Genomic DNA, 22,053 nt, shown 5'->3' with positions numbered 1-22,053 from the left:
AAGGTGTTTCGGGTTTTGACCGTAAGCACCATATAATACATAAAAAGGTGGAATAACAGATGAGCAAGAAACCATATTATATAACAACTGCCATTGCCTATGCTTCAGGTAAGCCCCATATAGGCAATACTTACGAGATAGTACTCGCTGATGCAATTGCCAGATTTAGAAGAGAAGAAGGACTTGAGGTTTTTTTTCAAACCGGAACGGATGAACATGGTCAGAAGATAGAGAATAAGGCAAAAGATGCCGGAATTACTCCAAAGGAGTATGTAGATAATGCGGCAGGACAGATAAGAAAGATCTGGGATTTGATGAACACATCATATGACAAGTTTATCAGAACTACAGATGAAGATCACAAAAAGCAGGTTCAAAAGATTTTTAAAAAATTCTATGATCAAGGCGATATCTATAAGGGATGTTATGAGGGAATGTATTGTACAGCATGTGAGTCATTCTTTACGGACTCACAGCTTGTAGACGGCAAATGCCCTGATTGTGGCGGTGATGTATATCCTGCAAAGGAAGAGGCTTACTTCTTTAAGATGAGCAAATATGCGGACAGACTTATCAAGTATATCAATGAACATCCTGAGTTTATTCAGCCTGTTTCAAGAAAAAATGAAATGATGAATAATTTCTTATTGCCGGGACTTCAGGACCTTTGTGTAAGCAGAACAAGTTTTACATGGGGAATACCGGTAGAGTTTGATCCTAAGCATGTCACATATGTGTGGCTTGACGCACTTTCAAACTATATTACAGGTATAGGATATGATGTTGACGGAAACAGCAGTGAAAGATTCAAAAGATTTTGGCCTGCGGATCTTCACCTTATAGGTAAGGATATAATAAGATTCCATACAATCTACTGGCCGATATTTCTTATGGCACTTGATTTGCCGCTGCCAAAGCAGGTGTTCGGTCATCCATGGCTCTTACAAGGTGACGGTAAGATGAGTAAGTCAAAGGGAAATGTAATATATGCGGATACTTTGGTGGATTTCTTCGGTGTGGATGCTGTAAGATATTTTGTATTACATGAGATGCCTTTTGATAATGACGGTGTAATCAGCTGGGAGCTGATGGTGGAAAGGTTCAATTCGGATCTTGCAAATGTACTTGGAAATCTGGTGAGCAGAACGATATCTATGACCAATAAGTACTTTGACGGAGTACTTACAGATACCAAAGATGAGAGTGTGGCAGGTGCAATGGAAGTTGATACCGACTTAAAGGATGTTGCACTTATGACTGTTGAGAAGGTGGTAAGGAAGATGTCGGAGCTTCGTGTGGCAGATGCCATCAGTGAGATATGGACATTGTTCAAAAGATGTAATAAATATATTGATGAGACTACACCTTGGATACTTGCAAAAGAAGAGGACAAAAAGTCAAGACTTCAGACAGTACTTTACAATCTGGCGGAGTCTATTTCAATAGGCGCCACACTTTTATACAGCTTTATGCCTGAGACTTCAGAAAAAATTTTGGAGTACTTCGGAACAAATAAGAGAAGTCTTGAGGATATGAATAAGTTCGGACTCCTTATGAGCGGTACCACGTTAGCAAAGGATCCGGAGATTTTATTTAAAAGGCTTGAGCTTGAAGAAGTATTAAAGAAGGTGGAAACTCTTAATCTGAACGGAAATAAAGAAGATACAGAAGGCGTAGATGTGGAGGCAAAGGCTGTTATAGAGTATGACGATTTTGCAAAGTTGCAGATACAGGTGGGACAGATAGTAAAGTGTGAAGAAGTTCCAAAATCAAAAAAGCTTCTTTGCTCACAGGTAAAAGTCGGAAATACTACAAGACAGATTCTTAGCGGCATTAAACAGTGGTACTCCGCTAAGGATATGATAGGCAAGCAGGTTTTGGTGATAACAAATCTTGCACCGAAAAAGATTGCAGGACTTGAAAGTCAAGGTATGATACTTTTGGCGGAGGATGACGAAGGTAATGCAAGTTTGGTGTCACCTGAGAGAAATATAAAACCGGGTTCTGAAATATCATAATACAGACAGTAAAACCTTAATATTTTAAGGAGGGGCCTTGAAACAAATAAAATTGAAACAAATAAATATAAGGATTTTTTCCGGTGCGATATTAAAATATATCGCAATGCTTACAATGCTTATAGACCATATAGGAGCAACCGGCTTGATTTTTTTATTGGTCGGTGCCGGTATGTCTACAAGGCTGTATTTTATTTCAAGAATGATAGGGCGTATTGCCTTTCCGATATATGTATTTTTACTTGTTGAGGGGTTTGTTCACACAAAGAACATAAAAAAATATATAATCAGATTAGCATTGTTTGCAATTATATCAGAAGTGCCATATGATTTGGCATTTTATAATACGGTATTTGAGATATATCATCAAAATGTTATGTGGGAACTTCTTATATGTATAATAATGCTTTGCTGTATCAGGAAATATCCTGATTTCAGTATTATTTTTGTAGGGGTAAGCTGTTTTACAGCATGGCTGCTCAGATTTGATTATGAGTTTATAGGTCCCTTGGCTGTCGCCTGTATATACCTTTTTAGAGATAGGATATTATATAGGAATGTTGCAACTGCAATTATTTTTGCATTTGAACCTACAGCATTTTTCAGTCTTATACCTATAAATATGTATAGTGGAAAAAAGGGAAAAGACCTAAAATATTTATTTTATCTGTTTTATCCCGTACATTTATTGGTTTTATTTTTTTTGATAAATATGCTTCAATAAAAACATTACGCAAATTTTAAGAAAATATTACATGGACAAAAAAGAAGAATTTTATATAATAGATACACATGCCCATTATGATGATGAGGCATTTAATGAAGACAGAGATGAGCTTTTAAATAATGTTGAAGATACAGGCATCAAAAGGGTTGTAAATATAGGAGCTTCAATGGAAAGCTCAAGGGTAAGTCTTTTGCTTGCACATAAATATAAATTTGTTTATGCGGCAGTGGGAGTTCATCCGTCTTCAAGTGAAGAAATAGACTCTGAAAGCATTTTGAAATTGGAAGAGATGCTTTCAGATGAAAAATGTGTGGCTGTAGGTGAAATAGGACTTGACTATTATTATGATGAGCCGAAAAAAGAGATACAAAAAAAAGCTTTTATCGCTCAACTTGATTTAGCAAGAAAATATAATTTACCTGTAGTCATTCATTCAAGAGATGCGGCTAAGGATACATTTGATATTCTAAAGAAGTTTGAGGGAGTAGGAGGAATTATACATTGCTATTCTTATAGTAAGGAAATGGCGAGAGAGTTTATAAGACTTGGATATTTACTTGGTATAGGCGGTGTGGTTACATTCAAAAATGCAAAAAAACTTGAAGAGACTGTGAAAGATATCTCTTTTGATGATTTTGTATTGGAAACGGATTGTCCGTATCTGGCACCGGTACCGAATAGAGGTAAGAGAAATTCTTCCTTGAATCTGACTTATATTATAGATAGAATAAGTGAGATAAAAGGAGTTTCAAGGGATTTTATTATAAAAAAGACCTTTGAAAATGCAAGAAGATTATATTCTAAGATGAAATAATAAGTTTTCATTTAGACAACACCATGAGTGGTATGGAGATTAAGATGACAAAAATTGCTAATCCGGCAAATACTATAGATATAATCAAAAAATATGATTTTAACTTTCAAAAAAAGTTCGGTCAGAATTTTTTGATAGATACACATGTCTTAGATAAGATATGTTCGGAATCAGGACTTGGCAAAAATGATTTAGCTATAGAGATTGGTCCCGGAATAGGGGCACTTACACAGTACCTTGCAATTACAGCTAAAGCGGTTGTAGCTGTTGAAATTGATAAAAACTTATTGCCGATACTTGGCGATACATTAAAAGATTATAAAAATACCGAGCTAATAAATGCTGATTTTTTAAAGGTAGATTTAGAAAAGCTGATTGATGAATGTATACAAAAGTATGGTGAATTTGATAATATAAGGATTATAGCAAATTTACCATACTATATTACAACGCCTATTATCATGAATGTATTGGAGTCACATACTCATATTGACAGTATTACAGTCATGATTCAAAAGGAAGTGGCAGATAGAATGCAGGCCGCACCCGGCAGTAAGAACTATGGTGCATTGTCACTGGCAGTACAATATTATTCTGACCCATATGTGGTAGCATTTGTTCCACAAAATTGTTTTATTCCAAGACCTAAAGTAGGATCAAGTGTTATAAGATTGGATATTTACAAAGATAAACCTATCAAAACAGTAAATGAAAAATTGATGTTCCAAATTATACGTGCAGGTTTCAATCAAAGAAGAAAAACTTTGGTGAACTCGCTTATAAATTTTGAGGGGCTTCAATTTTCAAAGAATAAGATAATTCACGCTTTGTCATTGCTTGGAAAGTCTGAAAAGATAAGAGGTGAAGCTCTTAGCTTAGATGAGTTTGCACAATTGGCAGAATATTTACAAGAATAAATTTTGACAAGGAAGAAAAGATGAGCAAGAAAAAAGATAATGAATTTTTACGAGGCGTAAAAGATAGAGTAGAAACTATCCAAGATATGGATAAGCATAAGAAAATAATGGCAGGCGGTGTAATAGGTGTAGTAGCTATAGCGGCTATAATTGCCGTTTCACTGTCAGGAAAGAGTGCAAGAAATATTGCATCAAGTACAAGTGCCTCGGATTCCACCACAGAAACACAGGTGGCTGCCGCGAAAGTAATGCCGATGGAAAAGGCCGGAAATGAGTTCCCTTCACTTGATATCACTGTGGAGACGGAGGAGCCGAGGCCTGAGCTTTTGGAAGAAGGCGTACAACATTCATATATTGCCAGAGTACAGTCAAGACTTATGGAGCTTGGATTTATGGACAATGATGAGCCTACAAACTACTTCGGTGAGGTTACAAAGGCGGCTGTTATGATTTTCCAAAGACAAAACGGTCTTGCACAGGACGGTATCATAGGACCCTCCACATTGCCGCTTTTGATGGATGCCAATGCAAAGCACTATGCGGCAAAGCTCGGTGATGTGGGTGAGGATGTAAAAAGAATCCAAAATCGTCTCTATGAGTTGGGTTATCTGGCATCGGCAGATATGATAACAGGTACTTATGATGAGAGGACTCAAGAAGCGGCACTGAAACTTCAGCAGATAAACCAGTTGAGTGAGGACGGTAAGGTTGGAAGTGAGACTATGAATCTGCTTTACTCAGATGAGATAAAGGCAAACACACTTTCATTGGGTGAACACAGTGAGGTGGTTCAGGCTATTCAAAACAGACTGTTTCAACTTGGATATTTGACTTCAAGTCCGGACGGCACATATGGCAATGATACTGAACTTGCAGTCAGAACTTTCCAGTCAAAGAATGACCTTGTGGTGGACGGCTATTTGGGACCTTCTACAAGGGCGGTTATCCTTTCAAAGGAGGCAAAGGCAAACGGTCTGGTGCTTGGTGATCAGAATGAGCAGGTAAGCAGACTTCAGGCTCTCCTTGCTAAGGCGGGATATCTGAATGAGGCAAATGCTACAGGATACTTCGGCGAGATAACGGAGTCCGCTCTGAAGAGATTCCAAAGTAACAACGGTCTTGAGGCTGACGGCAGAGCAGGAGCGCAGACCTTTGCAAAATTAAACACGGACGGAATAAAGGGACCGTCAAGGGATGATAAAAAGACAGGTAAGCCTGAAAAGAACGGTAAAAACGGTAAGTCAGGCGGCGGTTCATATTCAGGCAGTGTCGGAAATATGATCAGTATTGCATCTTCAAAGATAGGAAGTCCTTATGTTTGGGGTGCGAAGGGTTCAAACTCATTTGACTGCTCAGGTTTTGTTTATTGGGTTCTAAAGCAGATGGGTGTAGGTCAGTCCTATATCACATCTTCAGGCTGGAGAAATCCGGGAAGATATACCAGAATAAGTTCATTCTCAGATATACAGGCGGGAGATATAGTAGTGGTATCAGGCCATGTAGGTATCGCTGCCGGTGGAGGAGAGATTATAGATGCTTCATCTTCAAGAGGAAGAGTAAAAAGAAGCGGAATGTCAAGTTGGTGGAGAAATAACTTTATAGTAGCTTGGAGAATATTCTAAGTATAAAAACTGTTGCAGATTGCGACAGTTTTTTTCTTGTGTATAATGTGGTATATTGTAAAGAAGGTTTCACCTATAGATAATACTATTAACTGAGTACAAGCGAAGGGAAAGAGTAGGTATTATAATTAATAGGAGAGCGAAACATATAAGGAGTAATATAGATGGATATTAAGATGTTTGATAATATCAAAAATATTGTTCGAGATGATATGTTATCTACTATAAGGAAAGGAAGCAAGGTATCAATAGCTGCAGCTTGCTTTTCTATGTATGCATATAAAGAATTGAAAAAGCAGTTGGAAGAGATAGATGAATGTCGTTTTATATTTACGTCTCCAACATTTATCAAGGAAAAAGTTGAGAAGCAAAAGAGAGAATTTTATATTCCGAGGATAAGTAGAGAAAACAGTCTATATGGTACAGAGTTTGAGCTTAAATTACGAAATGAGATGAACCAAAAGGCTATTGCCAAAGAATGTGCAGATTGGATCAAAAGAAAAGTTACATTTAAGTCCAATACCACCGGTGAAAATATGCCGGGATTTATTACTGTTACAAGTGATGCAGATAATATAGCGTATTTTCCTATCGAGGGTTTTACTACAGTTGATATTGGATGTGAAAGAGGAAATTATTGTTATAATATAGTAAGTCGTTGTAATGAACATCTTTCATCAAATTATATCCGGATATTCGAGTCTCTATGGAATGACAAGAAAAAGCTACAGAATGTTACAGAAACGGTTATAGAAAATATATGTACAGCTTACAATGAAAATTCACCTGAGTTCATATATTTTATGACATTATATAATGTTTTTAGTGAGTTTTTGGAGGATATTTCAGAAGATGAGCTTCCAAATGAGGCTACAGGTTTTAAACAAAGTAAAATCTGGAATATGTTATATGATTTCCAGTGTGATGCCGTATTGGCAATTATAAATAAGCTTGAAAGATACAATGGATGTATACTTGCAGACAGTGTTGGATTGGGTAAGACATTTACAGCACTTGCAGTAGTTAAATATTATGAAAATAGAAATAAGAGTGTTTTGGTGCTTTGCCCTAAAAAGCTTGCCGAGAACTGGAATACCTATAAAGACAACTATGTTAACAATCCTATAGCATCAGATAGATTAAATTATGATGTGTTATTTCATACCGATTTATCAAGAGCACATGGGTCTTCAAACGGTCTTGATCTGGATCGTTTGAACTGGGGCAACTATGATTTGGTAGTCATTGATGAATCACATAACTTTAGAAACGGTATAGGAACACATTCCAATACAGTAGAGAACAGATATGTAAAGCTTATGGATAAAATCATAAGGGCAGGAGTTAAGACAAAAGTTTTGATGCTGTCGGCTACACCTGTCAATAATAGATTTACCGATTTAAAGAATCAGTTGGCTATTGCTTATGAGGGTGATTCAAAGTTGATAAATAATAAGCTGGATACTGCTAAAACAGTAGATGAGATATTTAGGCAGGCACAAAGAGCATTTAATAACTGGGGAAAACTTGAACAAGAATATAGAACTACAGATGTGTTACTAAAGTCATTAGAATTTGATTTTTTTGAATTGCTTGACAGTGTAACAATTGCAAGATCCAGAAAGCACATTGAAAAGTATTATGATACAGCTAAGATTGGTAAATTTCCGGAAAGAAAAAAGCCAATTTCTCTTAGGCCAAGGCTTACAGATTTGAATTCGGCTATTAACTACAATCAGATTTATGAGCAGCTGTCACTATTATCATTATGCATTTATACGCCTTCAAACTATATCTTTCCAAGCAAGGTACAAAAGTACTTGGAGCTTACACATAATAAGGGAGACAGATTAACTCAGAGCGGACGTGAAGAAGGTATACGTAGATTAATGAGCATAAATCTGCTAAAAAGGCTTGAGAGCTCAGTGAATTCATTTTGCTTAACACTTAAGCGTATAAAAAGTCTTATAGACAGTACGGTAGATGCGATAAACAGATTTGAAAAGTATGGGAACACGGAAATAGATATGTATGAAGTATCAGATTCGGAATTGGATATGGATGATACCAATACAGATTATTTTACAGTTGGGAAGAAGGTAAAGATAGAGCTTTCAGATATGGATTATAAGACTTGGAGAACAGAGCTGAAAAATGATGCGGATACTTTAGAGCTGCTTACACTTATGGTAGAGGATATTACACCTGAACATGACAGTAAGCTACAAGAACTTTTAAGACTGATATCTGATAAGATAGAAAATCCGATAAATACCGGAAATAAGAAAGTTCTCATATTTTCAGCATTCTCAGATACAGCAGAATATTTGTATGATAATGTAAGTAAATATATAAAAAAGAAATATGGTTTAAATATGGCAGTTATTACAGGATCTATTGACGGTAAAACTACTATCAAAGAATTTAGAGCAACATTGAATAATGTATTAACGTGCTTTTCACCAATTTCAAAGGACAGGGAAGTACTTATGCCGAATAGTAATGAGGAGATAGATATACTTATTGCAACAGATTGTATCTCAGAGGGACAGAATTTACAGGATTGCGACTATCTAATAAACTACGATATTCACTGGAATCCGGTCAGAATAATTCAAAGATTTGGTAGAGTAGACCGTATAGGAAGTAAAAATAAATATATACAGCTTGTCAATTTCTGGCCTGATATGGATTTGGATGAATACATCAATCTTAAGGGAAGAGTTGAAACAAGGATGAAAATATCGGTTATGACTTCAACGGGAGATGATGACCTTATAAATCCGGAGGAAAAGGGAGATTTGGAATATCGTAGACAACAATTAAAACGATTACAGGAAGAAGTCGTTGATATTGAAGATATGTCTACAGGAATTTCCATAATGGACTTGGGACTAAATGAATTTAGACTGGATCTTCTTGAGTATATAAAGGCAAATGGTGATATGGATAAGAAACCTAAAGGAATGCATGCTGTTGTACCTGCAACAGAAGAGTTGCCTGAAGGTGTTATTTTTGTACTCAGAAATATAAATAATAGCGTAAATATAGATAATCAAAATAGAATTCATCCGTTCTATATGGTTTATATTGGGACAGATGGAGAAGTGATATGTGATTATCTGAATCCCAAGAAGTTACTGGATAATATAAGGCTGTTGTGTAAAGGTAAGAAAGAACCGATAAAAGAATTATGTAAATGCTTTAATGAGGAAACAGATGACGGGAAAAATATGTGTGAGATGTCAGAATTGCTTAGTGAAGCGATAAATTCAATTATTGATTCTAAAGAAGAGAGTGATATTGACAGTTTATTTTCAGCAGGTGGGACTTCAGCACTTAAATCTGTAGTAAACGGACTGGATGATTTTGAGCTTATTTGTTTTTTAGTGGTTAAGTAATAGTGATAGAGGGATTATGATAGGATTACCAAAGACAACGGAGTTTAATAAAAGGATTCCAAAACAGAAGTTTTATGAAAATATGGATATTTCACCTGCTCTAAAAAGAATATTTACAGAACAAGTGAAAACAATTTATTGGAGAAACAAAATTGCTGTATCTACTATAAATCTCGCCGGTGGAAATGATGTAACAGAGATAGAGGTTTTTGAAATAAGGCTGAACAGTAAAGAGTTGGATGATGCTTTCCTACGTCAGATAGATAGAGAAATACCATATCATATTTTATTTTTGCTTGAGTATGGTGGGAAATATCAGGCAAGAATAGGGTATAAAGAGACGTTGTTATCAGGTAAAAATGTTTTTAAAGTCAATGCTTATTATCAAACAAATTGGATGGATGAAGATAATCTTCCGTTGAAGTTGGAAGGCCTAAGTATAGAGGCTGTGTATGAAAACTTTGTTCGTCAGGTAGCAGGTGACAGATTAAAAGCGAAAGAAAACGGTGAGAGCTTAAAGAAGTCGGTTAACAGAGATGAAGAAAAGCAATCATTACAAAAACAGATAGATAACTTAAAAGCTAAGATACGAAAAGAAGCTCAACTAAACAGACAGATGGAAATGAATAGTGAGCTTAAGGTGCTGATAAAAAAGTTGGAGACAATGTAATGGATAAAATGAGAATGGAATCAGTCAATATTACTGATAAAAATATAGAGAAGATAGGCAAGATGTTCCCTAACTGTATAACGGAAACTGTTGATGCAGATGGAAAACCTAAGAAAGCAATTAACTTTGATATATTAAGACAGATGCTCTCAAAAGATATAATTGAAGGCGAAGAAAGCTATGAGTTTACATGGGTTGGCAAAAAGGCCTCTATAGTAGAAGCCAATAAGCCTATTCGTAAGACATTACGTCCTTGTAAAGAAGAAAGTGTAAACTGGGATACAACAGAGAATCTATACATAGAGGGAGATAATCTTGAAGTATTGAAACTTTTACAAGAAAGTTATCTTGGAAAAGTTAAGATGATATATATTGATCCGCCATATAATACAGGAAATGATTTTATTTATAATGATGACTTCACTATAAACGGAGAACAATATGCAGAAGAGTCAGGAGAGTATGACGATAATGGGAATAGAATGTTCAAAAACACAGATTCTAATGGTAGATTTCATTCGGATTGGTGTTCAATGATATATTCTCGTCTTTTGGTTGCAAGGAATTTATTGAGTGATGACGGTGTTATATTTATAAGTATTGATGATAATGAGCAGGAAAATTTAAAAAAATTTGTGATGAAGTATTTGGAGAATTAAATTTTGTAGGAGAAATTATAAGAAAAACAAAATCTATGACTGGAGACAACATAAATGGTTTTAACTTACAGCATGAAATACTTTTGATATATTCAAAGTATAGAAGCCAAATGTTATTTAAGGGGGAGAAAAAAACATTTGATAATTACTCAAATACAGACAATGATCCTAATGGTGACTGGTGTACAGGGGATCCCAGTGCAAAAAGTGGTGGTACTTCTACATATTTTGAAATAGAAAATCCATTTACACATAAAAAAGATTTACCTCCAATGGGCAGATACTGGGCATTTTCAAAAGATACTTAAAAAAAATATATAGCTAATGGAAAGATAAAATTCAAGGAAAATTATTGTGATGGTGAAAGGGGATTTATATTTAAGAGATATAAAAAAGATGCATCAACTTTATATGATCCTGTTCATAGTATATTTGGAATTGATAATGAATATATGAATCAGGTTGCAACAACTGAATTAAAGAAAATTTTTGAAAAAAATGTATTTAGTTATCCAAAACCTGTATCCTTTATAGAAAAAGTAGTTAGGTATACTACAGAAAAAGATGCAATAGTAATGGATTTCTTTTCTGGTTCTGCAACAACAGCACATGCTGTTATGCAATTGAATGCTGAAGATGGTGGACATAGAAAGTTTATTATGGTACAACTTCCGGAAGCCACAGATGAAAAGTCGGAAGCATACAAAGCAGGTTATAAGAACATCTGTGAAATAGGCAAAGAGCGTATCCGTCGTGCCGGTAAAAAGATTCTTGAAGAAAATAGTGAAAAAGAAGGTATAGAAAATATGGATATCGGATTTAGAGTTTTAAAGCTTGATGAATCAAATATGACAGATATTTACTATAGCCCTGATGAGTATTCTCAAGACCTGTTGGCAAGACTTGAGTCTAATGTAAAGACAGGTAGAAATGATTTAGACCTTTTATTTAGTTGCTTACTGGAATGGGGATTGCTTTTATCACTTTCACATAGCTCAGAGAAGATAGAAGGATATACAGTTCATAACTACAACAATGGTGATCTTATTGCTTGTTTTGAGGAGAATATACCGGATAGTGTGATAAAGGAAATAGCAAAGAAACAGCCGCTACGTGCTGTATTTAGAGACAGCAGTTTTGCAAACAGCCCTGCAAAGATAAATGTAGGAGAGATATTCAAATTGCTGGCACCTGATACAAGAGTAAAGGTGATTTAAGGAGGAGATATTTATGGAAAAGATACGAATGGAATCAGTCGACAGTACAGCTAAAAATATTGAAAAGATAGCAGAGATATTCCCTAACTGCATAACCGAAACATATGTTCGGGGGGGGGGTACACCAAAAGTATAAACTTTGAACTTCTAAGACAAATGCTTTCATCTGAAGTTGTTGAAGGAGATGAAAGTTATGAGTTTACCTGGGTTGGTAAAAAGGCTTCAATAGTAGAGGCTAATAAGCCTATACGAAAGACGCTTCGACCATGTGAAGAAGAAAGTGTAAATTGGAATACCACTAAGAATTTGTATATAGAGGGAGATAATCTTGAAGTTTTAAAACTGCTTCAGGAAAGTTACCTTGGAAAAGTCAAGATGATATACATTGATCCGCCTTATAATACTGGAAATGATTTTATTTATAATGACGACTTTAAGGTAAATACTGAGGAATATGCCAAAGAATCAGGAGAGTATAGTGACAGTGGCAATAGAATGTTTAGAAATACAGATTCTAACGGCAGATTTCACTCGGATTGGTGTTCGATGATATATTCAAGAATATTGATAGCACGTAATTTATTGACAAACGATGGAATAATAATGGTATCAATTGATGAGCGGGAATATGCAAATGTAAGAAAAATATGTGATGAGATATTTGGTGAGAAAAATTATTTTGGTGACATTGTCTGGGAAGCTACAACGCAACCTATTAATACCGGAGTTGCGAGATTTGGTTTGCAGAAAAAAACTGAATCGATTTTGATGTATGGAAAAAACAAGAATGAGGTAATGGGATTTAACCTAGAGGAGATAGAAGACAGGTTATTATATCCACACATTGGTAGGTATGGAAAATGTCGATTTGAAATTATTGAGAAATCTGATTCAGGAGGATACAGTAGACCATCAATGAAATTTAAGATACTTGGACAATATCCACGAGATGGTAAACGATGGCAGATTGGAGAAGAAGTTGCAAGAAAATTAGAAGAAGATGGCAAGGTTGAAATTATTGAAGGCATTATAAAAAAGGCTGTTTATCCAGAAGATGAAGTTGGTAGAAAACAATATAAACCATTTTGGTCCCTACTACGTGCAGATGTAGTTGGAACTGCTCAAAATGGTAAAGATGAATTAAATTCTATAATGGGTAGTCCAATTGGTTTTGATACCGTGAAGTCTATATCATTAATGAAAAAACTTCTATCTTACATGGGTGATAATTATATTGTATTAGATTTTTTCTCCGGTTCTGCAACAACAGCACATGCTGTTATGCAATTGAATGCTGAAGATGGTGGACATAGAAAGTTTATTATGGTACAACTTCCGGAAGCCACAGATGAAAAGTCGGAAGCATACAAAGCAGGTTATAAAAACATCTGTGAAATAGGCAAAGAGCGTATCCGTCGTGCCGGTAAAAAGATTATTGAAGAAAATAGAGACAAGGAAGGTATAGAGAATTTGGATATCGGATTTAGAGTGTTAAAGCTTGACGAATCAAATATGACAGATGTTTATTACAGTCCTGATGAGTATTCTCAAGACCTGTTGGCAAGACTTGAGTCTAATATAAAGACAGGTAGAAATGATTTAGATCTTTTATTTAGTTGCTTACTTGAATGGGGATTGCCTTTATCACTTCCATATAGCTCAGAGAGGATAGAAGGCTATACAGTTCATAATTACAACAATGGTGATTTTATTGCTTGTTTTGAGGAGAATATACCTGATAGTGTGATAAAGGAAATAGCAAAGAAACAGCCGTTACGTGCTGTATTTAGAGACAGCAGTTTTGCAAACAGTCCTGCAAAGATAAATGTAGGAGAGATATTCAAATTGCTGGCACCTGATACAAGAGTAAAGGTGATTTAAGGAGGTTATTATATGAAGCTACAATTTAAGCATCAAAAGTTTCAAGCAGATGCCGCTAAAGCCGTAGTTGATGTTTTTGTCGGCCAACCTTATTTGACTCCGTCATATATGATGGATAGAGGTGAGGGGAATTACCAGATGTCTGTTACAGATAAGGAGGACTTTAGAGGCTGGGGAAATCAAAAAATTGTTCCTGAATTAAGTGATGGATTGATTTTAGAAAACTTACAAAAGGTACAGCGTGACAATCAATTAAAACCTTCTGATAAATTGGAAGGTAAATTTAATCTAACTATTGAAATGGAAACCGGTGTTGGAAAAACATATACGTATATAAAGACGATGTATGAGTTAAATAAACACTATGGATGGAGCAAGTTTATTGTTGTTGTACCAAGTGTTGCCATTAGAGAGGGCGTATATAAGTCTTTTCAAGTAACTCAGGATCATTTTGCAGAAGAATATGGTAAGAAAGTTCGCTTCTTTATATATAATTCTTCTCAGCTTACCGAAATAGATAGATTTGCATCTGATAATTCGATAAATGTTATGATTATAAATTCTCAGGCATTCAATGCTAAGGGAAAGGATGCAAGACGTATTCATATGAAACTTGATGAGTTTCGTTCACGCCGTCCGATAGATATTATTGCAAAGACAAATCCTATTCTTATTATAGATGAGCCGCAGTCGGTTGAGGGAAAACAGACAAAGGAGAACCTAAAACAGTTTAATCCGCTTATGACACTTCGTTATTCGGCGACACATAAGAGTGACAGCATCTACAATATGGTTTATCGTTTGGATGCTATGGAGGCATATAATAAAAGACTTGTGAAAAAGATTGCAGTTAAAGGTATCACGGAATCGGGAAGTACAGCTACAGAAAGTTATGTATATTTAGAAAGTATAAATCTTTCAAAAGCAGCACCAACTGCAACAATTCAGTTCGACTTTAAAGGAAACAAAGGCGTTAGAAAGGTCACAAGAATTGTAAATGAAGGATATAATCTGTATGATAATTCAGGACAGATGGAAGAGTATAAACATGGGTTTGTAGTTTCAAGAATTGACGGACGTGATGACTCTATAGAATTTATTAACGGTATAAAGATTTATGTCGGTGATATTATAGGACAAGTAAGCGAAGAGCATATTCGTCGTATACAAATCAGAGAGACTATACTGTCACATATTGAGAGAGAACGAGAACTGTTTTATAAGGGAATAAAAGTGCTATCATTATTTTTTATTGATGAAGTTGCAAAATATAGAGAATATGATGTGGCAGGTGAGCCGAAGAACGGTATATACGCTGATATATTTGAAGAAGAGTATATAGATATTATTAGAAATCTTCAGATTAAAATCAGGGAAAGTGAATATATAGACTATATCAACTCTATATCTGAAGATAAAACTCATGCAGGATATTTTTCTACTGATAAAAAAGGTAAAATGGTTGACTCAAAGCTGTCACGTAAGGAAACTACTACTGATGATGTTGATGCATATGACCTTATAATGAAAAATAAGGAACTCCTTTTGGATAGAAATCCCAAAAAGTCTCCTGTTAGATTTATTTTTTCACATTCTGCACTACGTGAGGGATGGGATAATCCTAATGTATTCCAAATTTGCACATTGAAGCAAAGTGGTAGTGATGTGCGAAAACGACAAGAAGTGGGTCGTGGACTTCGTCTTTGTGTAAATGAGGATGGAGAACGTATGGATACAAATATTCTTGGAAATGAGGTACATAATGTAAACGTACTTACTGTAATTGCAAGTGAAAGCTATGACAGCTTTGCCAAAGGTCTTCAGACTGAAATTGCAGAAGCAGTTGCAGACAGACCTAAAAAGGTTACACCACAACTCTTTATTGATAAAGTAATACAAGGCTCAAACGGTAAAAAACAGACTGTTGATGATACTTTAGGATTGGCTATATATACAGATCTTATTATCAATGGTTACATCAATAAAAAAGGTGAGTTAACTGATATATATTATGAAGATAAGAGTAACAATGAGCTAAAGTTGGCAGATGAAGTAAAAGGCTTTGAGGCTTCTGTAGTTGAGATTATTGATTCAATATATGACAGTAGGACCATGATGCCGGAAAATGCTAGGAGTAATAATATTGAACTTAAAGTTGATGAAGATAAACTTGCCATGCCTGAGTTTAAGGCTCTTTGGAGCAAGATTAATTCAAAATCAGTTTATGTAGTTGATTTTGATACAGATGAGCTTGTAAAAAAAGCTATTATATCTTTGGACAAGAAATTGAATGTTTCGAAGATTTATTTAAAAGTTGAAACAGGAGTAATGAAAAAAATAAAGTCTAAAGATGATTTGATGAGTAGTACAGCTTTTATTAAAGAAGGATCAGCAATACATGAAAATACATCTATATCAAGTTCAAATATAAAATATGATTTGATAGGTAAGCTGGTAGATGAAACGGGGCTTACAAGAAAAGCCATAATACAGATTTTGCAGGGTATTAGATCTACAACTTTTGAGCAGTTTAAAAATAATCCTGAGGAATTTATCATTAAAGCGGCAGTTCTTATTAATGATGAAAAGGCAACCGCAATAATACAACATATTACATATGACATGATAGATGAAAAATATGGAACAGACGTATTTACTGATCCTACAATAAAGGGGCGTCTTGGTATTAATGCTATGAAGGTCAACAGACATTTGTATGACCATATTATGTTTGATTCTACAAATGAGAAAAAATTTGTAACAGAAATGGATATAAGTAAAAATGTTAAAGTATATGTAAAGCTACCGGATGGTTTTTATATTTCAACTCCTGTTGGGCGATATAATCCTGATTGGGCTATTGCTTTCTGTGAAGGTGGTGTAAAGCACATATACTTTGTTGCAGAAACAAAGGGAACGATGAGTTCAATGCAACTTCGTTTGATAGAGGAATCAAAGATACATTGTGCCGGAGAGCATTTTAAAGCAATTAGTAACGGTGAAGTTGTTTATGATGTAATAGATAGTTATGATTCGTTATTAAATTTGGTTAGAAAGTAATAAATGAAATAACAGATGTTTTATGTACATATTTTTGGAATTGATTTTATGGAGTTTAAAATGCTTTTATGGACTATTCAACATAAAGTCGCTTATGACGTTTTACTTGAGACGGGTAGACTTATAGCAAATGAAAAATACTTATTATTTGACGGGCAGTTTCGTTCTTCATATGATTGGCTTGTTGATCAGATGAAGAAACGCATAGGGATGCCGCCAAATGATGTAATATACCCTGTATGGGCATGGTACCAATGGGAAGGCGCACGAAAACGCTTGGATATGAGGACTCATAGATATGGGGGCGAGAAAGGAACGCCTATAGTTTTACTATCTATAGATGTACCTGACGATATGATTTTATTGTCAGACTTTGATATGTGGCATGTTATACTAAATGACGGATATTTACCGCTATATGGAAAAGATGACATTGATAATCCAAGTGAAGATGAGAAGTTAAAAAGCTGGGAGAATATTTTTTGTGTAGATATAGAAACAGATTGGTGGAATGCACCGAAATCTACTCAGGCAACATTTTGGGAGTTAAAAAAAGAATGGGTTTTGAAGGCAGAGCATTTTGTTTTAGCCGGATAAACCATATTTAGGCAGTTTTACGGAGGTACACTATGGGGATATTTGATTCCTTTAAAAAGAACAAAAAAACAGTTTGGGAAAAGTTTATAGAAAAGTATAAGCCGGGTAGCGACTTGGTAGAGCCTTCAAAGCATATATTGGATGCTTGCAGGGGTGCCGGTGTGGATGAGAGGATTCTTGAGCTTATGGAAGATTATGGTTTCGGCAATTTTGGAGACGGCATTATAAAGCTTATAAATCCTGAAGATTATATGGACAGTTTTTATAAATGGCTTGGAAAAGAAGACTATTCAAGAATTCCTTTTATGATGACAGCCTTTGGTGATATATTTTATTTTAGAAATCTTGGTGAAGGCGAATATGATATATCTTTTTTGGATATGCATTACAGGAATATCAGTGTGGCAGCTTATACTGTTGAAGAGTTTGTAGAGTATCTTGTTGACAGTGAGATTGAAGAAGGTATACTAAGGCGTACATTATTTGATGAGGCAAAAAATAAGCTTGGAATCCTGAAGGCAAATGAGATATATTTCTTTGCACCTGCACTGGTGACAGGCGGTGCGGAAGATATTAAATATATTGATAAAGGGGATGCGGCTATTCATCAGTGGATATTGTTTGACTGGCAATAAGAGAAAAATTATATATAGTCAGGTCGATTTGGAAGAATATAATACATTGTATAGTTACCAATATAATTTTACAGAAAAAAGAAAAGATTATAGTAAAGTCTTATAAGGAAAGCTGTTCCTGTTTGGAATGGTATAATATTTTTAATATAAGATATACAAAGGAGATCTGAGTGGAATGAAGGCTTTGAATATGAAAAAGAAATGAATTATAAGTATAATTATAATTACTATAATATATTTTGTCCTGTCATTATGTGATTTTATGTATATTCCTGCTGATAAGTATCCGAATATTATCAGAAAGATGTTTTTTCATGATAACGATAAAGTAACTGTAAGGAGCATAGGAAAGATTTGCCAAACAAAAGAAGGTATATATTTTTTGTATAGGGGCAGACTTATGTATATGAATAGTGTTGGTACAGAGGTGAAAGAAGTAGGTTTAAAACAAATAGCATGGATTATACCTGATAATTCGAATGTATTTTTTTTGGATAATAGTGTATATGATATATATAAAGTCAACCAAAACAATGAAACAAAGCCAATAATTAAGAGAAGTGGAGATAGAATTTATATAGATGGTAGATATATATATAATTATGTATATGATAATAATACAATAAGTAAATATAACTTAGACGGTAAAAAAATCTATTCTTCAAAGATGTATTATGGTCAGTTAATGGCAGGAGGTGTTGGTGGTATTATATTCAATGATTATAATATTCGTATGGTAAGGGAGGAACTTTCAAATTATGGGATGGGAGTGGATGTGCCATACCATTATATATTTGATTGGAATAAAGTTAAGTACATGCCTAAAGTTTTATATACAGTGCATTATTATAAGGAGCAGTCAATATGGGATTATAATAAAAATTTTAGAAATTTGGAACAATATGATGAATGGGCAGAAGGTTTGGATAACAAAATAAGGGAAAATAAAAATAAATTAAGAAATACTGAAAACAGAAATATGGAAGATTATGAACTGGTCAGTATAGGTTTATCCAAACAAAATCCGGATTACTATAGAGCGGTAGATGGGTATATATATTTTTATCATGTTTTGGAATTTTGTTATAGAGATAAAAATTATAAAAATAAAATTTCATTTGACAGTACAGGTAATGTTGATAAAAAAGAGAAAAACAGAGTAGAATTTAAAGCTTATGTTTATGTAATGCTTAGAGTTGATATTGAAAATATAGAAAATTCAGAGGACACTTCACAACTTGAGTATGAAATATTAGATGTGCCGATGTACCCAATAGACACTAATGACAAGATAGAAGTATTTGAAGTAAATGATAATTATATATATAGTATATCAAATGTGAATAATGTTACAACGAAAGAAATAAAGGTTCTGGCTACAGATATAGAAAAAGGTATTACCAGGAATATTTATGATTGTCGGGAATTGAGTGATAACATATATATACCGGGGATATATTGCAAGGAAAAGATAGCAGATAATGATGCCGGTGGAGGTGGAAAAAAACTTAATAAAGTTGTTCAAGGGGAAGACGGTACATATTTTGTTTATAAAAACAGGCTGATGTATATGGAAAATAAAAATGCAAAAATAAAAGAAATTTGTAAAATGCAAAGGAATATTTCCGGTATTTTAGTAAAGGATAAAAATATTTTTCTACGAGAGGAAAGCAGTAACAGTATTTACAAACTGAACACAGATGGAGAGATAATAAGCATTATTTATGCCCCTGGAATAATGTACCTTGAAGGTAATAATATATATACATTAAGTGGAGGTACTGAGTTTGAAAAATATGACTTTAACGGGAAAAGAATTTTTAAAAATGATTTAGGATATAATGGGTTTGATAGGGATAATACTATATTTAATAACTATGTTTTTAACATAGATTTTTTAAAAGCAGAAGTTTATGCACCAAAATATTATTTATTTGATATTAATAAAATAAAATATAAAGAATATACTCTGCATTTTTCAAAATACTATTTACCTCCGGAAACTTGGGATTCTTATTTGAGAGAAGAAGTTATACCTTATGATTCATTTGCAAAAGAGATAGATAAAAAGGTAAGAAAAGGAGAAATAATTGATAGAAATCTGGATAACTATGAACTGCAAAGTATCGAGTTATCAATTTGGGATTTCTCAGAGGTTTCAGATGGATATATCTATTTTCTTGGAGAGCAGAAACTTACTTATAGAGATAAAAATTATAAAGACAAGTTATCCGGAAACATGAATGAGTATATAAATACATATGAAAATAAAGAATATATGAGCAAAATAAAGTATGAGGTAAAATTATATCCTATAGGCAGAGTTAAAGTGGATGATATAAAAAATATATTGGATAGTGCTGCTATCAGCTATGATGCTATAGATAGACCATTAAGTAATAGTCGTAATAGGAATGACTTTATTATTAGAGACAAAAAGGTATATATATCGTATATTGAAGATTATGTAGAGAATAATCAGGAATATAGGGAATTGAAAATATATAAGGTAGATGCTGAAACCGGTATATCAAAAGAAGTTTACACAATGAAGGGGATATCTGTAGATGAACGTATGATAGAAATCTTTGTAACAGATAATTATATATTTATTTACAGATATATTGATAATTCGAAGAAACTGTGTATTACAAGGATAAATCGTGACGGAAGCAATCCTATATTAGTAATGGATGAAAACGGAGAAGTTGTTATGAAACCTCAAAGGAGATAATTGAAGCGATAGGTAAGTGATAAGACAGTTCTAATGATGAACCTGAAGTTTTGACTATACAATAAGGTGAAATATTAAGAAAATATAAGTTGATATTTTGTTTCCAAGTGGGGCTTATAGGGAATGATAACACTATAAGAATATGATTGTAAAGCTGAGAATATACAGATATAATTAACCTAAAATCTATAAAAATCTATAATTTGAAGGGAAAACAAGTATGATTGATTATACTGAGGGTGCAGGAGTACAGTATCATATCGGAGTAGGTAAAGGCGAAGTGGGGAAATATGTAATACTTCCGGGAGATCCGAAAAGATGTGAGAAAATTGCGGCATATTTTGATGATGCAAAGCTTGTGGCGGACAGTAGAGAATTTGTGACATATACAGGATATCTTGACGGCGAAAAAGTGTCTGTGACATCTACAGGAATAGGAGGACCGTCGGCATCTATAGCACTTGAGGAGCTATACAGGTGCGGTGCTGATACCTTTATAAGAGTGGGTACCTGCGGAGGTATGAAGCTTGATGTATGCGGAGGAGATTTGGTTATAGCAAACGGTGCAATAAGGATGGAGGGTACAAGTAAAGAGTATGCTCCAATAGAATTTCCGGCAGTAGCGGATTTTGATGTATTATGTGCATTAAAGGAAGCCGCCGATAAACTTAAGTTTAAATCACATATAGGAGTAGTGCAGTGTAAGGATGCATTCTACGGTCAGCATGAACCTGAAAGTAAGCCGGTAAGTTATGAACTGATGAATAAGTGGGAAGCATGGCTAAGACTTGGTACACTTGCTTCCGAGATGGAGTCGGCAGCACTTTTTACAGCGGCTTCTTATCTGGGTGTAAGAGCGGGATCAATATTTTTAGCTATTGCCAATCAGGAGAGAGCAAAGGCGGGGCTTATAAACGAACAGGTACATGATACAAGCACAGTGATAGAGACAGCTATAGAGGCTATAAGAATTATGATAAAAAAAGAGAAATAATTATATGAATATCCTGTGAACTCGACATTATATAGGTAAACTGTCACCTTATAATATTAAAAAAGACGTTTAAATATAACAACTTGATTACAAATAGTTTATGGTTT

At 34.3% G+C, this 22,053-nt stretch carries 17 protein-coding genes; all 17 read left to right on the top strand.

The window, feature by feature from the left end; all coding sequences use genetic code 11:
* The first annotated feature begins 59 nt into the window (after window positions 1-59).
* A complete protein-coding gene (metG, locus tag HMPREF0381_RS09280) occupies window positions 60-2,018 on the top strand; it encodes a methionine--tRNA ligase (RefSeq protein ID WP_008751712.1) in 1,959 nt (652 codons plus the stop codon).
* A gap of 37 nt (window positions 2,019-2,055) precedes the next feature.
* Complete coding sequence (locus tag HMPREF0381_RS09275; protein ID WP_008751711.1) at window positions 2,056-2,742, top strand: TraX family protein; 687 nt, start codon at window positions 2,056-2,058, stop codon at window positions 2,740-2,742.
* Window positions 2,743-2,773: 31 nt separating this feature from the next.
* Complete coding sequence (locus tag HMPREF0381_RS09270; protein ID WP_008751710.1) at window positions 2,774-3,559, top strand: TatD family hydrolase; 786 nt, start codon at window positions 2,774-2,776, stop codon at window positions 3,557-3,559.
* 44 nt (window positions 3,560-3,603) lie between these two features.
* Window positions 3,604-4,476 (top strand): 16S rRNA (adenine(1518)-N(6)/adenine(1519)-N(6))-dimethyltransferase RsmA, encoded by an 873-nt coding sequence (gene rsmA / locus HMPREF0381_RS09265; RefSeq protein ID WP_040461348.1) that lies wholly within the window; start codon window positions 3,604-3,606, stop codon window positions 4,474-4,476.
* 20 nt (window positions 4,477-4,496) lie between these two features.
* Window positions 4,497-6,098 (top strand): C40 family peptidase, encoded by a 1,602-nt coding sequence (locus HMPREF0381_RS09260; protein WP_008751708.1) that lies wholly within the window; start codon window positions 4,497-4,499, stop codon window positions 6,096-6,098.
* A 164-nt stretch (window positions 6,099-6,262) separates the two neighbouring features.
* Window positions 6,263-9,499, top strand: coding sequence for a helicase-related protein (locus HMPREF0381_RS09255; protein WP_008751707.1), 3,237 nt, complete (start codon window positions 6,263-6,265; stop codon window positions 9,497-9,499).
* A gap of 16 nt (window positions 9,500-9,515) precedes the next feature.
* Complete coding sequence (locus HMPREF0381_RS09250; RefSeq protein ID WP_008751706.1) at window positions 9,516-10,169, top strand: DUF4391 domain-containing protein; 654 nt, start codon at window positions 9,516-9,518, stop codon at window positions 10,167-10,169.
* Window positions 10,169-10,828, top strand: coding sequence for a site-specific DNA-methyltransferase (locus HMPREF0381_RS15785; RefSeq protein WP_008751705.1), 660 nt, complete (start codon window positions 10,169-10,171; stop codon window positions 10,826-10,828). The genes HMPREF0381_RS09250 and HMPREF0381_RS15785 overlap by 1 nt, the downstream gene beginning before the upstream one ends.
* 35 nt (window positions 10,829-10,863) lie before the next feature.
* The gene (locus HMPREF0381_RS15780; RefSeq protein WP_008751704.1) at window positions 10,864-11,136 is read left to right on the top strand and encodes a hypothetical protein; all 273 of its coding nucleotides are present in this window, start codon (window positions 10,864-10,866) and stop codon (window positions 11,134-11,136) included.
* Window positions 11,137-11,280: 144 nt separating this feature from the next.
* The gene (locus tag HMPREF0381_RS15775; protein ID WP_008751703.1) at window positions 11,281-12,045 is read left to right on the top strand and encodes a DNA methyltransferase; all 765 of its coding nucleotides are present in this window, start codon (window positions 11,281-11,283) and stop codon (window positions 12,043-12,045) included.
* A gap of 13 nt (window positions 12,046-12,058) precedes the next feature.
* Window positions 12,059-12,181 (top strand): hypothetical protein, encoded by a 123-nt coding sequence (locus HMPREF0381_RS15600; protein ID WP_008751702.1) that lies wholly within the window; start codon window positions 12,059-12,061, stop codon window positions 12,179-12,181.
* Window positions 12,182-12,201: 20 nt separating this feature from the next.
* Window positions 12,202-13,926, top strand: a complete 1,725-nt coding sequence (locus HMPREF0381_RS09240) for a site-specific DNA-methyltransferase (RefSeq protein ID WP_008751701.1) — start codon at window positions 12,202-12,204, stop codon at window positions 13,924-13,926.
* Between the two features lie 12 nt (window positions 13,927-13,938).
* Window positions 13,939-16,986, top strand: a complete 3,048-nt coding sequence (locus HMPREF0381_RS09235) for a type III restriction-modification system endonuclease (protein ID WP_008751700.1) — start codon at window positions 13,939-13,941, stop codon at window positions 16,984-16,986.
* A gap of 60 nt (window positions 16,987-17,046) precedes the next feature.
* A complete protein-coding gene (locus HMPREF0381_RS09230) occupies window positions 17,047-17,583 on the top strand; it encodes a DUF3841 domain-containing protein (RefSeq protein ID WP_040461345.1) in 537 nt (178 codons plus the stop codon).
* A gap of 32 nt (window positions 17,584-17,615) precedes the next feature.
* Window positions 17,616-18,218: a T6SS immunity protein Tdi1 domain-containing protein gene (locus tag HMPREF0381_RS09225; RefSeq protein WP_008751698.1), complete on the top strand. Its 603-nt coding sequence runs from the start codon at window positions 17,616-17,618 to the stop codon at window positions 18,216-18,218.
* 406 nt (window positions 18,219-18,624) lie between these two features.
* The gene (locus HMPREF0381_RS15185; RefSeq protein ID WP_207635184.1) at window positions 18,625-20,952 is read left to right on the top strand and encodes a hypothetical protein; all 2,328 of its coding nucleotides are present in this window, start codon (window positions 18,625-18,627) and stop codon (window positions 20,950-20,952) included.
* A gap of 220 nt (window positions 20,953-21,172) precedes the next feature.
* Entirely contained in the window at window positions 21,173-21,946 is a 774-nt protein-coding gene (gene udp, locus HMPREF0381_RS09215) for a uridine phosphorylase (protein WP_008751696.1), read from the top strand.
* Window positions 21,947-22,053 lie beyond the last annotated feature (107 nt).

Source organism: Lachnoanaerobaculum saburreum DSM 3986 (assembly GCF_000185385.1).
GTDB classification, from domain to species: domain Bacteria; phylum Bacillota; class Clostridia; order Lachnospirales; family Lachnospiraceae; genus Lachnoanaerobaculum; species Lachnoanaerobaculum saburreum.
Note: the sequence above shows the minus strand (reverse complement) of the source record. Positions and strands in the feature narration are given on the sequence as shown.

What these genes read in the sequence shown, in the direction of transcription:
- metG (WP_008751712.1), top strand. Translation starts at nt 60, where the DNA reads ATGAGCAAGAAACCATATTATATAACAACTGCCATTGCCTATGCTTCA.
- HMPREF0381_RS09270 (WP_008751710.1), top strand. Translation starts at nt 2,774, where the DNA reads ATGGACAAAAAAGAAGAATTTTATATAATAGATACACATGCCCATTAT.
- rsmA (WP_040461348.1), top strand. Translation starts at nt 3,604, where the DNA reads ATGACAAAAATTGCTAATCCGGCAAATACTATAGATATAATCAAAAAA.
- HMPREF0381_RS09260 (WP_008751708.1), top strand. Translation starts at nt 4,497, where the DNA reads ATGAGCAAGAAAAAAGATAATGAATTTTTACGAGGCGTAAAAGATAGA.
- HMPREF0381_RS09255 (WP_008751707.1), top strand. Translation starts at nt 6,263, where the DNA reads ATGGATATTAAGATGTTTGATAATATCAAAAATATTGTTCGAGATGAT.
- HMPREF0381_RS09250 (WP_008751706.1), top strand. Translation starts at nt 9,516, where the DNA reads ATGATAGGATTACCAAAGACAACGGAGTTTAATAAAAGGATTCCAAAA.
- HMPREF0381_RS15785 (WP_008751705.1), top strand. Translation starts at nt 10,169, where the DNA reads ATGGATAAAATGAGAATGGAATCAGTCAATATTACTGATAAAAATATA.
- HMPREF0381_RS15780 (WP_008751704.1), top strand. Translation starts at nt 10,864, where the DNA reads ATGACTGGAGACAACATAAATGGTTTTAACTTACAGCATGAAATACTT.
- HMPREF0381_RS15775 (WP_008751703.1), top strand. Translation starts at nt 11,281, where the DNA reads ATGAATCAGGTTGCAACAACTGAATTAAAGAAAATTTTTGAAAAAAAT.
- HMPREF0381_RS15600 (WP_008751702.1), top strand. Translation starts at nt 12,059, where the DNA reads ATGGAAAAGATACGAATGGAATCAGTCGACAGTACAGCTAAAAATATT.
- HMPREF0381_RS09240 (WP_008751701.1), top strand. Translation starts at nt 12,202, where the DNA reads ATGCTTTCATCTGAAGTTGTTGAAGGAGATGAAAGTTATGAGTTTACC.
- HMPREF0381_RS09235 (WP_008751700.1), top strand. Translation starts at nt 13,939, where the DNA reads ATGAAGCTACAATTTAAGCATCAAAAGTTTCAAGCAGATGCCGCTAAA.
- HMPREF0381_RS09230 (WP_040461345.1), top strand. Translation starts at nt 17,047, where the DNA reads ATGCTTTTATGGACTATTCAACATAAAGTCGCTTATGACGTTTTACTT.
- HMPREF0381_RS09225 (WP_008751698.1), top strand. Translation starts at nt 17,616, where the DNA reads ATGGGGATATTTGATTCCTTTAAAAAGAACAAAAAAACAGTTTGGGAA.
- HMPREF0381_RS15185 (WP_207635184.1), top strand. Translation starts at nt 18,625, where the DNA reads ATGAATAGTGTTGGTACAGAGGTGAAAGAAGTAGGTTTAAAACAAATA.
- udp (WP_008751696.1), top strand. Translation starts at nt 21,173, where the DNA reads ATGATTGATTATACTGAGGGTGCAGGAGTACAGTATCATATCGGAGTA.